This is a genomic window from Peribacillus sp. BM1 (assembly GCF_056679975.1).
Genome location: NZ_CM155259.1, coordinates 3,212,252 through 3,225,655, shown reverse-complemented (window position 1 = coordinate 3,225,655; position 13,404 = coordinate 3,212,252). Strand labels below are relative to the sequence as shown.

14 protein-coding genes and 1 other annotated feature are annotated in these 13,404 nt (G+C 35.3%); of the genes, 10 read left to right on the top strand and 4 right to left on the bottom strand.

Translation table 11 applies throughout. The features are described 5' to 3' along the window. Positions 1-289 precede the first annotated feature (289 nt). The 3 genes from AC1MGI_RS15580 (at position 290) to AC1MGI_RS15570 (ending at position 3,264) form a co-directional block, all read left to right on the top strand. Positions 290-844: a thioredoxin family protein gene (locus AC1MGI_RS15580; protein ID WP_480349806.1), complete on the top strand. Its 555-nt coding sequence runs from the start codon at positions 290-292 to the stop codon at positions 842-844. Positions 845-1,162: 318 nt separating this feature from the next. Further along, entirely contained in the window at positions 1,163-2,002 is an 840-nt protein-coding gene (locus AC1MGI_RS15575) for a hypothetical protein (RefSeq protein ID WP_480346049.1), read from the top strand. A gap of 14 nt (positions 2,003-2,016) precedes the next feature. Then, positions 2,017-3,264, top strand: coding sequence for a multicopper oxidase family protein (locus AC1MGI_RS15570; RefSeq protein WP_480349805.1), 1,248 nt, complete (start codon positions 2,017-2,019; stop codon positions 3,262-3,264). A 152-nt stretch (positions 3,265-3,416) separates the two neighbouring features. On the opposite strand, the gene AC1MGI_RS15565 is transcribed toward AC1MGI_RS15570, so the two are convergent. Next, positions 3,417-3,635, bottom strand: coding sequence for a hypothetical protein (locus AC1MGI_RS15565; protein WP_049681663.1), 219 nt, complete (start codon positions 3,633-3,635; stop codon positions 3,417-3,419). Between the two features lie 367 nt (positions 3,636-4,002). Between AC1MGI_RS15565 and AC1MGI_RS15560 the strand changes: the two genes are divergently transcribed. From AC1MGI_RS15560 to AC1MGI_RS15545, 4 genes are read left to right on the top strand one after another with little or no spacing between them, the layout of a single operon-like run. Further along, complete coding sequence (locus tag AC1MGI_RS15560; RefSeq protein ID WP_480346047.1) at positions 4,003-4,332, top strand: PadR family transcriptional regulator; 330 nt, start codon at positions 4,003-4,005, stop codon at positions 4,330-4,332. After that, positions 4,329-4,727 (top strand): permease prefix domain 1-containing protein, encoded by a 399-nt coding sequence (locus tag AC1MGI_RS15555; RefSeq protein WP_480346045.1) that lies wholly within the window; start codon positions 4,329-4,331, stop codon positions 4,725-4,727. Before AC1MGI_RS15560 ends, AC1MGI_RS15555 begins: the two co-directional genes overlap by 4 nt. Positions 4,728-4,739: 12 nt before the next feature. Continuing rightward, on the top strand, positions 4,740-5,378 hold the full coding sequence (locus AC1MGI_RS15550) for a hypothetical protein (protein ID WP_480346043.1): 639 nt from the start codon (positions 4,740-4,742) through the stop codon (positions 5,376-5,378). Between the two features lie 32 nt (positions 5,379-5,410). After that, positions 5,411-6,013: a hypothetical protein gene (locus tag AC1MGI_RS15545; RefSeq protein WP_480346042.1), complete on the top strand. Its 603-nt coding sequence runs from the start codon at positions 5,411-5,413 to the stop codon at positions 6,011-6,013. 182 nt (positions 6,014-6,195) lie between these two features. On the opposite strand, the gene AC1MGI_RS15540 is transcribed toward AC1MGI_RS15545, so the two are convergent. Further along, complete coding sequence (locus tag AC1MGI_RS15540; protein ID WP_480349905.1) at positions 6,196-6,318, bottom strand: hypothetical protein; 123 nt, start codon at positions 6,316-6,318, stop codon at positions 6,196-6,198. 253 nt (positions 6,319-6,571) lie between these two features. Next, positions 6,572-6,810, top strand: a binding site (T-box leader). A 57-nt stretch (positions 6,811-6,867) separates the two neighbouring features. Here AC1MGI_RS15540 and AC1MGI_RS15535 point away from each other — a divergent pair. After that, complete coding sequence (locus tag AC1MGI_RS15535) at positions 6,868-8,433, top strand: 2-isopropylmalate synthase (protein WP_480346040.1); 1,566 nt, start codon at positions 6,868-6,870, stop codon at positions 8,431-8,433. Between the two features lie 234 nt (positions 8,434-8,667). Here AC1MGI_RS15535 and AC1MGI_RS15530 read toward each other — a convergent pair whose 3' ends face one another. Continuing rightward, on the bottom strand, positions 8,668-9,675 hold the full coding sequence (locus AC1MGI_RS15530) for a YeiH family protein (RefSeq protein ID WP_480349804.1): 1,008 nt from the start codon (positions 9,673-9,675) through the stop codon (positions 8,668-8,670). 146 nt (positions 9,676-9,821) lie between these two features. Here AC1MGI_RS15530 and AC1MGI_RS15525 point away from each other — a divergent pair, with 146 nt between their 5' ends. Next, positions 9,822-10,703, top strand: a complete 882-nt coding sequence (locus tag AC1MGI_RS15525) for a LysR family transcriptional regulator (RefSeq protein ID WP_480346038.1) — start codon at positions 9,822-9,824, stop codon at positions 10,701-10,703. A gap of 373 nt (positions 10,704-11,076) precedes the next feature. On the opposite strand, the gene AC1MGI_RS15520 is transcribed toward AC1MGI_RS15525, so the two are convergent. Beyond that, positions 11,077-11,481, bottom strand: a complete 405-nt coding sequence (locus AC1MGI_RS15520) for a phage holin family protein (protein ID WP_480346036.1) — start codon at positions 11,479-11,481, stop codon at positions 11,077-11,079. Positions 11,482-11,966: 485 nt separating this feature from the next. Here AC1MGI_RS15520 and AC1MGI_RS15515 point away from each other — a divergent pair, with 485 nt between their 5' ends. Beyond that, a complete protein-coding gene (locus AC1MGI_RS15515; protein WP_480349803.1) occupies positions 11,967-13,220 on the top strand; it encodes an MFS transporter in 1,254 nt (417 codons plus the stop codon). Positions 13,221-13,404: the final 184 nt, after the last annotated feature.

Sequence of the window (13,404 nt, the reverse complement as noted above, 5' to 3'; positions counted from 1 at the left end):
GAATAGGTTTCAAAAAAGGTGCTGTCCTATACATTTCTCATTGGAGGGAAGTGGTTGTTTCATACCACATGTTCGCGGATTGTGTTCACAGAACTTGTTATTTCCATTCTATCTTTTTCATAGGAAATACCCTTCATAATTCCTTACATACAGAACACTAATAGGATAAATTTATTAGTCAAGGAGACAAGTGCAATATACCATTTATGAAGTAAGTTCAATTTCTTCCATAATTATCGCAAATCTTTTAATATGGAAATAGTACCATTCTAAAATGAAAGTAGTGATGATGTTGTCATTGAATACGTGGTTTGAAAAAGGAATGTCGTTTGATGAATACAGAAAGAGCATGGAAGTAAATCGTGATGAACTTTCTCGTGTTTACGAAAAAGTGGATTTTACTGAAGAAGACTTACAATTTTTCAGCAATTTAGCTAACAAGAAATGGAGAGGCGTCGTACTTACTGCTGATTGGTGTGGAGATGCTTCATTCTGCGTCCCAATTATTCAACGAATCTCAGAAAAAAGTAATATGGAATTGAAGTTTTTGATCCGCGATGAAAATTTAGAATTAATGGATCAATATTTAACGAATGGAACAGCGCGTTCTATTCCAATATTTATCTTTATTGATGAAGCTGGAAACGAGCAAAGAGTATGGGGACCCCGAGCAGAAAAAGTGCAGGAGTTTCTACAAACATTGTTGGTTAATCTCCCAGACAAAGATGCTGCTGACTTCAAAGACAAGCAGAAAGAAGTTTTTGGTCAGTTCAAAGAAAAGGTTACAACAGATCCTGACATGTGGCGAGTTGTTATTGAAAGTGTAATAACAAGACTGAAATAAAGTGAAACTTCAATCAGTGGGGGCTTTATCCCCTACTGCTCGTTAAAGTAGCTATCGAACTTCTCGGCTCTAATTTCCTTTTTGAACACGCACTAATAGCTAATTACGATACCAATTTGAATAAAGAAAAATAAACATCTCTCGGAAATTCGAGAGATGTTTTTTGATTTTTTGTTTCTTGAAAATCAATGTATACCTATCAGGTCAATGAAAAATAAGACTCAAGGCTTATTAAAATGTACTTTTTAAGCCCATGTTTAGAATATCCCCTTTCATGTATCGTTAATGGTGTTATCTGAAAGGGAGTGCTATGTATTTATGTTTGAATTTATTTATTCAGTAGGCCAGTTTATTTCCATCTTACTTGTTGTTATATGGGGACTAGCTATTTATTCAACGAATGGCCTTATATATGCTTCAACAAAGAAGGGGCAAAGAATTTGGAAAGGAGTCAGCCTCTTTAGTATTCGCTCAGGGTTGGTGCTCAATCTTGCTTGGATCAGTTCAATAATAACAATGGGTGTGATGTTAGGTTGGCTATTTATAGAAGATAAAGTATTTGTGTTTCTTCCATTAATTCTTTTTCCATCAATCATGGTGATGGTTTGGACGATGCCGATATTTAGCCAAATAAAAGCGATTAAGGAAGGAGATAAAGAGGGTGTATCCTTATTTAGGAAAATAGCCGCTTCCCCACGCTTTTCATTCCCAATTAAGACCATGCAGCTAGGTTCAGTCTTGATATTAGGTTTATCGATTTTTGGGTCAGCTGTGTTACCAGAGGGAATTGATTTATTACTCTTTTTTGTTGTATTTGGATTATTAGTATGTTTTTTATTTTTTCTTCAAAAAAGAATACATGAAAAGGTTACAAAGGAAGATTTTCAAAAGCCTAAGTGGATGATACGGTTAATTAAACGATTGGCTATCATCGCTATTTTTATTATCGGCGGCATCAGCTGGATCACTATGGGAATGGAAAGAAGTACATTACCAGCCGAAAGTAGTATGGTGAATCATGACAACGTTGAATTGGGCGGTGGTTCAATGATTCATCATAACCATAGTCATCATAGCGAGGGGCATGGCGTAAGTGTAACGGAACTTGTCGACAGCAGTTCAGCCAAACCAGACCGGACCGGACCTATACCCTTGTAGCCCAGAAAAAGAGCATCCAATTAAGTGATGGGGAGACATTTGATGCTTGGACATTTAATGGACAATATCCTGGTCCTCAATTAAGAATTCAAAAAGGCGAATTGGTGGAAGTGACTTTAATTAATAAAGACATTGAGGCAGGAGTGACGATTCATTGGCACGGTTATAACGTACCAAATGCGATGGATGGAGTTGCTGGAATGACCCAGGATGCCGTTCAGGTGGGAGAGCAATTTACGTATCATTTCAAAGCGAATGACGAAGGGACATACTGGTATCACTCACATCAACAATCCTCTGAACAGGTGAAGAGAGGACTATTCGGATCATTTGTTGTTTTGTCAGGTGATGAAGAAGGTAAAACGAACGAAATTATCTCCATCGGGAACAATTGGCTTTTCGATGGAAAAGAGGTGCTCGTTTCTGATGGGCATGACCAAGGGTTTGTGAAAAAAAGGATGTCAACAGGTTCGGATGTCCGTTTGCGCTTAATTAATACGACGAATCACACCAAAACATATTTTATTGAAGGTTCAAAGTTTAGAGTAGCGGCGATTGATGGGCAATCCATCCATAAACCACAGGAGCTAAAAAATACGAAATTAGAACTTGGTGCAGGTGGAAGGTATGATGTTATATTTACGATGCCAGATAAACCTGTGTTAATAAAGACAAGTGGATACTCACAACAAGGAAAAACAGATGCGCAACTCTTATTGAGTCAAGATGGTCGAGGTAGCGTTCCACTTATTTCTGCTGAAATGCAAAGCTTTAAACCTGAAGAATATGGGGAAAGTCTACAAACACCCTTTGATCTTTCAAGCGATTTTGATCGAGAATTCACAATGGTTCTTGGGCAACGATTCGGTTTCTACGATGGGAAACCAAACTATTTATGGACAATTAATGGGGAAGTGTTTCCGAACACCCCGACAATGATGGTAAAGGAAGGGAATTTGGTAAAAATAACATTTGTGAATAAGAGTTTCATGGATCATCCGATGCATTTACATGGCCATCATATGCTTGTCTTAAGTAAGAATGGAAAGCCGGTAACGGGTAGTCCATGGTGGACAGATACTCTGAACGTTGTACCTGGGGAAACCTATGAAGTCGCTTTTCTAGCGAACAATCCAGGCATGTGGATGGATCATTGTCACAATCTCGATCATGCATCTGTAGGAATGACTATGCATTTATCCTATGAAGGAGTTAGTTCACCATTTTCAATTGGTCGAGATACGTTGAATCAGCCAGAATAAGAGCTTTATAAAAATCGCTTTAATAATACATCATCATTTTAAATAATGGGTCCTCATAAATGAGAACCCATTTTGACGCGTTTTAAAAACGGAATGAGGTTATTCTAAAAGGATCTGACCCCAACGTTCTTGGGACAGTATCAAAAGTTCTTTTATTCAGATTGTTGGACGATTATTGCACTTTGGACTTGACTAACTGCTGTTTGGGCTTGTGCAATTTCATTGGCGGCTTGTTTGATTGCTTCCTCAGCTAACGTTGGATCTGAAGCAGATTTTTCGATTGCTTGGCTTAATAATGTTTGAGTCAGTGTAACATTTGCTTTAGCTTGGTTTAGTTGATTAACATCAATTGGTTGATTATTTGGGCTCATACTAATCCTCTCCTTTTTAAATTGAAATACCTATATAGCTTGACCTTGCTGGCTTGCTTTATTGGTGGAAAAAAATACCGTGCAATTATTTTATCAATTCCACTTCACTTTACAATATTTTTCCTACAACAACGGCCCACGATTGATAGTAAGAAAGGAGAAGTTTTAAATAGTGCCTCTAGAAATTACACGAAAAAGCAACTAATAGGCATTAGAACTATTGTTCTGTTATATTTTTTCCTTGTATACCCCGTATACTCAAATTTTTTTATAGTTTAAAAACTCGAAAATTACTTTGACAGATAGAGCAATTAAAGGTAATATTACTCTATCAGATAGAATAGTGAAGATACAAGGAAGTGGCAAAATGATTAGAAGTGATATTATTCGTGGGCATTTGGATTCGATTATCTTACGTTTGATCTTAGAAAAAGACAGGTATGGGTATGAAATATCGAAGGAAATTAGCCTACGTACAAACAATCGATTTCACATAAAAGAGGCAACCTTATATGCTGTGTTTCAGCGGCTAGAAAAAAAGGAATTAATTGAAGCCTATATAGGTAGTGTTTCTCAAGGTGGCAAAAGGAAATATTACAGAATTACGTTACTTGGAAAAGCCTTCTTAAAAGAATTGGTTGAAGAATGGAACGAGGTTAAGGAAATAATTGATTTGTTTATGGAGGGCTTAAAATGAAGAGACTGAAAAATCATGTTGAAGAATTATTTAAGGATATTCCAGAAAGTGAGCAAAAAAAGGCAATCAAACAAGAAGTTTTGGAAAACCTTGAAGAAAAAGTTTGGGATTTAATGGAACAAGGGAAAGAAGAAGAAGATGCCATTAATAAAGCAATTGTCGATTTTGGGGATATTGAAGAGATCAAAAAAGAACTGGGAGTAAAGCGACCAACAAAGAAAAACATGACTAAATTAAATTTAGGATATTCCATATGGGGGAGCCTTTTAATCATTGCCCTTTTTATTTTTATCAATGTTTCATATTCCCCTGACACGATTTGGTTCGTCTATCCAACCTTCGCCGTTTTATGGTGGCCTTTAACGATGTATTTTCATTGGCAACGTTCAAAATAGGGGGATTAGAAAATGAAGAAATATGATGTTGGCTTTGCTGTGGCAGGAAGTGTAATGAGTATGACCTTTTTCATGCTTGTCAATTATTTAACAAGCTCTCAATATCCTTGGTTTATTTATCCGTCTATCTTATTACTGTTATGGCCTATTGGCTTATACTCTAGAAAAAACGGGAATTACAAACTACTTTCTATTATTTATAGTCTGTTTATTATCGTTCTTATTATTGCTGAAAATATATTTTATTCACCTAACTATGCATGGTCATTATATGCAGTTTATCCGATCCTTTGGTGGCCGATTCTTGTCTTTTTAGGCAAGAAGGCGAAAACGATACGAGTCGCATTAATTGGAAGTTTGAGCATGATCCTATACTATTCGATCTTAAACGCCTTCCTTTCTCCCGGATATTTATGGTTTATCTATCCGACTTTCGTAGTGTTGTGGTGGCCACTATCTGTATTTCATGCATGGAAAAAGACATACTATAAATTCTCAATCCATGCAAGTATATTACTCATTGCATTTTTTATCTGTGTAAATATTATTTCCTCACCGCATACGATTTGGGCGGTCTATCCGATTTTTTGTGTGCTATGGTGGCCGCTAAGTATGTATTATTTTGTGTATAATAGGAGAGTAGAAGAGTAATCCGAAACTATAGAAAATGGTGGTACTTATAAATGAAAGAGAGAAAAGTCTATCTCCTATTTACTGATACAGGAACGTATTTTACGAAGCTAATAAAACTATTTACGAAGCAACCATTTAACCATGTTTCGATCTCTTTTGATAATGAATTAAGAGAAATTTTCAGTTTTGGCCGTAAAAAACCTGATAATCCTTTTATCGGTGGCTTTGTAAGGGAAAAAATAGCAGTAGGATTATTTAAAAAAGCTAGATGTGAAATATATAGTTTTAAAGTTTCAGAATTGGATTATGAGCGAATGATATGTAAAGTGAAACAAATTGAAGCTGAGAAAGACCTTTACAAATATAATTTACTAGGCCTATTTGCTATTCTACTAAATATAAATTTAAAGAGAAAAAATGCTTTTTTTTGTTCTCAATTTGTAGCAACGGTTTTGAATGAAAAAAAATATATAATTGATAAATCACCAAATATGGTAACGCCACAAAATTTATTGGCTCTAAATAGTCTTCAATTAGTTTATAAAGGAAAACTCCATTTATACCCATATCAGACGAAAGAAATAGCGAGGAGAAACGATTTAGAATTAAGTTTCAGCAACCATTTTATTGGCAATACAGCTGATTTTAGCTAAGTATATAGTAACTAAATAATTCTGATAAATAAGCGGGGAAGGTCTACAGAAAGACTTTCCCCGCTTATTTATCTTGGTTAACAGTCGTTGCTCTAACAACTGTGAGCTTACGATTTAGCGACACTAGAACGAGACTACCTTGTAGTGAGGATGAAAAAACTCCACTAATGGGAGTTTCACTTTTATTGAGAATTATCTTCCTTTTGGTCTGAAGGTTCATCTGTTGGATCTGGCTCATCTTCGTCCACACCATTATAGCCGTATAAGAAGCCCATAGATAAAACGGTTGCCATTAATGCAAGCATATATTTTTTCTTTTTCATCTTTATATTTTTACGTTACCCTGTATTAAGTAAATTCACTCAAAATAATTTCCGAGTTATTTAATTTTTTGTTAGAAAAATCAAGAATTCTCATCTTATCTTATAAAGATACCGGATTAGTCTTTATACCATTAATATTATCGTTATTAATTAAAATTACGAATACTATTTATTTTCAGAAAATAAACTTGACCTCCCAATTTTATCAAGTTAGAATTATATTAAACTTAATAATTAATAAGCGATGATTGGAAATAGTAAAAGGTTAAATAATCTTAAAGAGAGCCGATGGATGGTGAAAATCGGTAGTTGTTTGCCTTTGAACTCGTCCATAAGCTACTCCGTGAACTAATAGTAGGGGATGTCGGTTTTCGACCGTTATAGGGGTAGGTGGTAACAGCCACCGAATTAAGTGGATTAATTATACGAATTAATCAATTAGAGTGGTACCGCGAGCAAAGCCTCGTCTCTATAGTTTCTATAGAGGCGGGGCTTTTTTATATCCAATTATTGAAAAGGAGTGATTTTGTAATGTCAAGAAAAATTTGGGTGTTTGATACAACTTTACGGGATGGAGAGCAAGTCCCTGGTGCTAAACTTAATCTGTATGAAAAACTTGAAGTAGCACAGCAATTAAAGAAACTGCAAGTTGATATTATTGAGGCTGGTTTCCCTGCATCTTCAGTTGGTGATTTTAATGCTGTTAAAGAAATTGCAACGAAAGTGGGAAATACAGATGATATCATAATCACAGCGTTAGCACGGGCAGTAAAAGCAGATATTGATTCTGTTTATAACAGTGTGAAATATGCTGAAAAACCATTAATTCATATGGTTCTTGGAACTTCAGATATTCATGTCGAAAAGAAATTTGGCAAATCCAAAAATCAAATTTTAGACATTGGTGTGGAAGCAGTGAAATATGCGAAAACACTACTCCCTGATGTGCAATATTCAACAGAAGATGCGTCTCGATCAGACTTTGAGTACTTGTGGACAACAATTGAAGCTGTTGTGAAAGCGGGAGCTACGATTATTAATGTACCTGACACAGTTGGTTATGCCGTTCCTGAAGAGTTTGGTGAGTTAATATTCAAATTAAACGACCGCTTGAAAAATCTAAATGATAAGGTACTTTTAAGTGTACATTGTCATAATGATCTTGGAATGGCAACTTCAAACACGTTGGCAGCTATTAAAAATGGTGCTGATAAAGTCGAATGTACGATCAATGGTATTGGTGAACGTGCAGGTAATGCTGCGCTAGAAGAAGTTGTAATGGCTCTTAATACGCGTCAAGCATTCTATAATGTTCACACAAACATTAATACAAAAGAAATAATAAATACATCAAAACTTGTCAGTAGTTTAATGGGGCTTGATGTACAGGTGAATAAAGCGATTACAGGGGATAATGCCTTTGCACATTCTTCTGGTATCCATCAAGATGGGTTGTTGAAATCAAGAGATGCTTATGAGATTATTAGCCCAACAGAAGTCGGTTTAAGCGATATGGAACTCGTTTTAACTGCTCGTTCTGGGCGTCATGCAGTGAAAAATGCTCTTGAAAAATTAGGGTTTAATCAGTTAACAGATCCACAATTTGAAGATATATTTGCTCATTTTCTTGAGTTAGCAGATGTGAAAAAAGAAGTATATAACCATGATTTATATGTCATCGTCGAAAACTATTACTCAAGACATGATATGAATAACGAGGAGATCAAATATTATAGCGACAATTTCTATGAACTAATCGACCTTCAAGTAATTAGTAATCCCATTTTCCCTTCTGCAAGTGTGAAAATTAAGAAGGGAAATCAAATATTTAAGAGTAGTACTGTAGGATCTGGACCAATTGATGCACTATATTCTTCCATTAAAGAAATCATTGATTTAGATATTAAATTATTAGAATATAAAATTAGCAGTGTATCAAGAGGTAAAGAGGCGTTAGGTAAAGTTAAGCTACAAGTGGAGTATAAAGGAGAAAAATACATCGCTAAAGCAACAGATACAGATGTAATCAAAGCAAGTGCTTTAGCTTATATTAATGTCGTAAACAGTATTGTTGTTGAAAACTTACTTCCAGTTTAATTAGTTGTTGGCTGCCTGATAAAGAAAGGGTGACCCTCACACTCTAAACATGACAATATAAATAGAATAGAGTGTGAGGTCATCTCAAATGAGAAGCTCATCTTGATTGTGTGTAAAAATTCCCATGAAATCAATATTTAGATGAATGTAATGCTGCGAGAAAACAAAATGGCTCCTAGCTTTTAGTTTAGTAATCTTTGCAACTAATTTGGGTTCATTATTAATAAAGTGTTATCATACGAGAAAATATGATAAAACACTAAGACAAATTGAGGTTATCAACATTGCAATTAATGGTTTTAACGCTTTTGTGCGAAGATCACGAAGACTCACATTTAGGCCTAGACCTACCATAGCCGCGGTTAAACACCAAGTAGTTAGATTAGAGACTCCACTCAGAACTCCTTCAGTAACTGGGATATAACTTCCAAGGGCATAGCTCCCGAAAAAACTCATAAAGATGAATCCGATTAAGAACCATGGGAATTCAATTTTGTCCTCTTGTGAATTCTGATCAGGATTTTTCCGTTTCATAAAGTACATGAAAATAAAACATAGCGGAACGAGCAGGAACACACGGCCTAATTTTGCTAGTAAGCCGATTGCAAGCACATCTTCTCCACCGGGTGCGGTAGCTAAGGCAACGTGGGCGATTTCGTGTAAGCTAATACCCGACCAAATCCCGTAATCGATAGCTGATAGTGGTAAAATAGGACGGAGAATGGTGTAAACAATTGCAAAAATGGTTCCAACTAGTGCAATAATTCCTACTCCAATGGCCGTATCTTCATCCTTTGTTTTGACAATCGAAGCAATCGCAGCGATGGCGGCAGCACCGCAAACGCCGGTCCCAACTCCTAAAAGCAAAGAAATGTTTTTATCGGCCTTAAATAATTTGGCAAGCCAAATGGTTAAGAGAATTGCAAAAATAATGACGCAAGCGTCACGAATTAGCAACCCAATCCCGTCTTGTATAATCGTATTGATATTTAATTTCAAACCATACAAAATAATGGCTAAGCGTAGTAGCCTCTTTGACGAGAACGCAATTCCAGGTCGGATCACCTCTGGATAACTAAACACTTGCCGATATACTACCGCAATAACAATCGCCGATGCTAGTAGACCAACATGATCAAAACCTGGCACTTTAGCTAACAAGAAACCAAGAAAAGCGATAAAAAAGGTGAACGCAATTCCACCAATCCAGAGTAAGGCTGTAGATTTCCGTTTTGGTTCCATAGGTTCATGTGTTTTTACTCTTTCTGTTTCCAAATCATCACCTCCAAAAAATGTACCTCATTGATAAGATAAATCATAATTGATGATAAGAAAAATAATTATCTATGATATTAATAATAAGTAATTCTTATAGAAGGATGGGGAGTATGGATCAACATTTACTCGTATTTGTAACAGTAGTGGAAAATGGAAACTTTTCACGTGCTGCAGAGAAGTTACATATGACGCAACCAGCGGTAAGTCAGTACATCCAATTATTAGAACGTTCTTATGGTGTAAAGTTACTCGATCGGAGTAATAAATATGTTCGGCTAAATAAAGCGGGAGAAATTGTTTATTACCACGCCAAGGAAATATTAGGACTATATTCGAAAATGCAAGATTTAATTGATGATTTATCCAATCGAGCAAGCGGTCAGCTATCAATTGGTGCAAGCTATACTTTTGGGGAATATGTTCTTCCACATTTTGTTGCCAGATTACACGATCAATATCCTCTCATAAAGCCTAGTATTACGATTGGAAATACAAAGGAGATAGCAGAATTGGTACTTAGAAACCAACTGGATGTTGGAATTATCGAAGGAGATTTTAAGAATACACAACTTACCATTAATGCATTTGCGGAAGATAGGATGTTTGTAGTTGCTTCTTCTCATCACCGTTTAGTTCAACAAGATAGTGAAGCGGAAATGTCTGAACTAGAAAAAGAAAGGTGGATCGTCCGCGAAATAGGATCAGGAACGAGGGAGGCAACAGAAAAAGTCTTTCACTCCATGTCAATTGATCCAAATGACATCATGGAATTCGGTAGCACCCAGTTGATAAAAGAATCGGTTGAATCAGGACTAGGTATTACCCTCCTGTCCCATTTAGCTATTCGAAAAGAATTATCGATGGGCCTATTAAAAATCGTTCAAGTAAAAGGTACCCCTTTTAAAAGGAAATTCTCAATTGTATTGCGAACATCATTTAAAATAAAAGCGTTAGAAGTATTTATCAATCTGTTGAAAGAAGAACGAACTTAATCGACGAGCATGTAAAGGTGGAAAGGGATTTGACATAAGGATGATTAGTAGAAATAATAAAATAATCAAAAATTCGGCATTAGTGGATGAAAGAGTGATGATTATATTTAAGGTGTAAGCTCTTAAATCAAGGGGAAATAATAAGGTATATTACCTGAAAAGATACATAAAAAAGTGAGATTTATGAAATAGCCGAGAACACTCGTGACTTTAGTAGTGAGAGGTTCAGGAAATGCATGTACTCAAATATACATCACTCAATTGCATTACATATTTACTCACTTGAGAGTAGATAGAAGCATTTTGAATGGTAGAACGAATTCTCATTTCTAGAAATCAGATGATTCGAATATCTAGAAAAAGTGAACACGTTCTATTTATTATCTGATTTTCCTTTAAGAATTTTTATGGCCCTTTTAATGACATCAGGTATCGGTAAGTTTAATCTACCTGCATTCTCAATAATGGACAATAATTCATTCGATAAATAAAAGAAAAGAGCAGCATCTCTAATCATATTACCGCCAAAAAATTTATCAAGTGAATGAGCAATTACAATGATAATAAAAATGAATATTTTTTTGAGTATGCCTTTAAAGCCGAATGAGCTTGAAAGATTCCCTTCATAAGCTGATGCAAGGACGCCAGATATATAGTCTAAAATCACAAAAAGAACGAGCATATGCAAAAGTGGAGTCATCGAGCCGAATAAATAACTTATCAATCCACCTAAAAAAGCGGTTCCCAACTTATAAACTAGTGAGATTTGTTCCATCATGGCCTCCTAGATAATCGTGTGAGGTTTTCGTTTTTAATATCATATGGTTTAGACATGAATGGGATTGAGCGAGGGTCTATTGGAGAATAATATTATTCATCTGAAAGAATGAACATAAAGTAGCTATGAAAGTTAATTATTTATCCATAAAAGTTTTTTAAAAAATCTATTTAAGAATTTGGATATAAGAGTAATATTATTTACATTCTTTACTAAAAAAATTTTTATTAAGTCTTGATTTATCGATGTGAAGCAATTACTATAAAATTAACAAAAAATAGAAGGGTGACGATGAAACAATGATCAATTAATCCTATTTTTAAGAAAAATTCGTTAGAAATACGATCTTTTTTTCTGGATAGGATTAGTCTGTACATTTTTCATACAAGCCAATAAGATCATTGTGTTCCTTCTGTTAGGGATATTATGCCATTTTGACATTGTATTGTACTGCCTCCTGTCCAGATATTTAACAGGAGGTTTTTATTTTGGAAAATAACATATCATCGGGCGCGTCACCTAAATTATTTAGTAATCGGGTTTTTCAGGCTATTATCGTTTCGGGGTTGTTTTTACAAATAGGAATTTGGGTAAGGAATTTTGCGGTACTGTTATTTGTGATGGAACAGACAAATGGTGATCCATTTGCGGTATCCATGATTTCTGTAGCGGAATTCGCTCCTATTTTTATTTTTTCATTTATTGGCGGGACGTTTGCTGACCGCTGGAATCCGAAAAAAACAATGGTTTGGTGTGATATTTTAAGTGCTATTTCTATATTTGCCGTACTCTTAACGCTTTTATTTGGAACTTGGCAAGTGGTATTTTTTGTAACATTAATCTCGGCGATTCTATCACAATTTTCGCAGCCTTCCGGAATGAAATTATTTAAATTGCATTTGCCAGAAGAACAAGTTCAGGCTGGAATGTCGGTCTATCAAACGATTTTTGCTGTATTTATGGTATTAGGCCCTGTTATTGGGACGTTTACCTTTCAATCCTTTGGAATAGAGATATCAATTATGATTACAGGCATAGCCTTTTTACTTTCAGCTGGTGCACTCGCATTTCTACCAAAGGATTATAAATTGGAAGAGGAAGAAAGAGGATCAACATTATGGCAAGAAATGAAGAGTGGCGTTAAATATGTTTTGAATAAGAAGGAATTAAGCCTGTTGGGTTTATGTTTTCTAGCTACAGGTCTTGGGTTAGGATTCATTCAGCCACTTTCAATTTTCCTTGTAACTGAACAATTAGGCTTACCGAAGGAAAACCTTCAATGGTTGTTTATGGTCAATGGGATTGGAATGATATTAGGCGGAGCAGTTGTCATGATTTTTGCCAAAACAGTCGCTCCTCAGAGACTAATCACTTTCGGAATGCTTGTGAATGCGATTGGTCTAGCGGTCATGGGATTATCAACAAATCTTTGGCTAACATTAACAGCCGAATTTGTAAATGGGTTAATGTTACCTTGTATTCAGATTGGTATTAATACGATGATTTTGAAAAGAACAGAAGGGGCTTATATTGGTAGGGTCAACGGAATCTTAATGCCGCTGTTTACTGGTTCGATGGTATTAACAATGAGTATGGCTGGACTAGTAAAAGAAAAATTTTCTTTGGTTGCTACTTTTGAATTAGCGGCAGTTTTGTTTATCATCGGCATGTTTTTCATTTTGCCATTATACAATCAGAAAATGGAAGTAAAACCGGAGAAACTAATCTCCCAAGAATAGTCTATTTATTAATAGAAAAACAAGGGCTGTACCTGTAGTTGGGAAATAAACTGACTAGGGGGACAGCTCTTTTCAGTTTATTTAGCTGTATATATTAGCTGAATGAATTTTTCAACTCTAATTTAAACAAACTGATTGACTTAACTGAAAAAAAGGAGTAAATTTTAATAGTTCGAAAATGAAC

Coding starts and splice junctions, on each gene's coding strand:
- AC1MGI_RS15580 (WP_480349806.1), top strand. CDS start 290: ATGTTGTCATTGAATACGTGGTTTGAAAAAGGAATGTCGTTTGATGAA.
- AC1MGI_RS15575 (WP_480346049.1), top strand. CDS start 1,163: ATGTTTGAATTTATTTATTCAGTAGGCCAGTTTATTTCCATCTTACTT.
- AC1MGI_RS15565 (WP_049681663.1), bottom strand. CDS start 3,635: ATGAGCCCAAATAATCAACCAATTGATGTTAATCAACTAAACCAAGCT.
- AC1MGI_RS15560 (WP_480346047.1), top strand. CDS start 4,003: ATGATTAGAAGTGATATTATTCGTGGGCATTTGGATTCGATTATCTTA.
- AC1MGI_RS15555 (WP_480346045.1), top strand. CDS start 4,329: ATGAAGAGACTGAAAAATCATGTTGAAGAATTATTTAAGGATATTCCA.
- AC1MGI_RS15550 (WP_480346043.1), top strand. CDS start 4,740: ATGAAGAAATATGATGTTGGCTTTGCTGTGGCAGGAAGTGTAATGAGT.
- AC1MGI_RS15545 (WP_480346042.1), top strand. CDS start 5,411: ATGAAAGAGAGAAAAGTCTATCTCCTATTTACTGATACAGGAACGTAT.
- AC1MGI_RS15540 (WP_480349905.1), bottom strand. CDS start 6,318: ATGCTTGCATTAATGGCAACCGTTTTATCTATGGGCTTCTTATACGGC.
- AC1MGI_RS15535 (WP_480346040.1), top strand. CDS start 6,868: ATGTCAAGAAAAATTTGGGTGTTTGATACAACTTTACGGGATGGAGAG.
- AC1MGI_RS15530 (WP_480349804.1), bottom strand. CDS start 9,675: ATGGAACCAAAACGGAAATCTACAGCCTTACTCTGGATTGGTGGAATT.
- AC1MGI_RS15525 (WP_480346038.1), top strand. CDS start 9,822: ATGGATCAACATTTACTCGTATTTGTAACAGTAGTGGAAAATGGAAAC.
- AC1MGI_RS15520 (WP_480346036.1), bottom strand. CDS start 11,481: ATGATGGAACAAATCTCACTAGTTTATAAGTTGGGAACCGCTTTTTTA.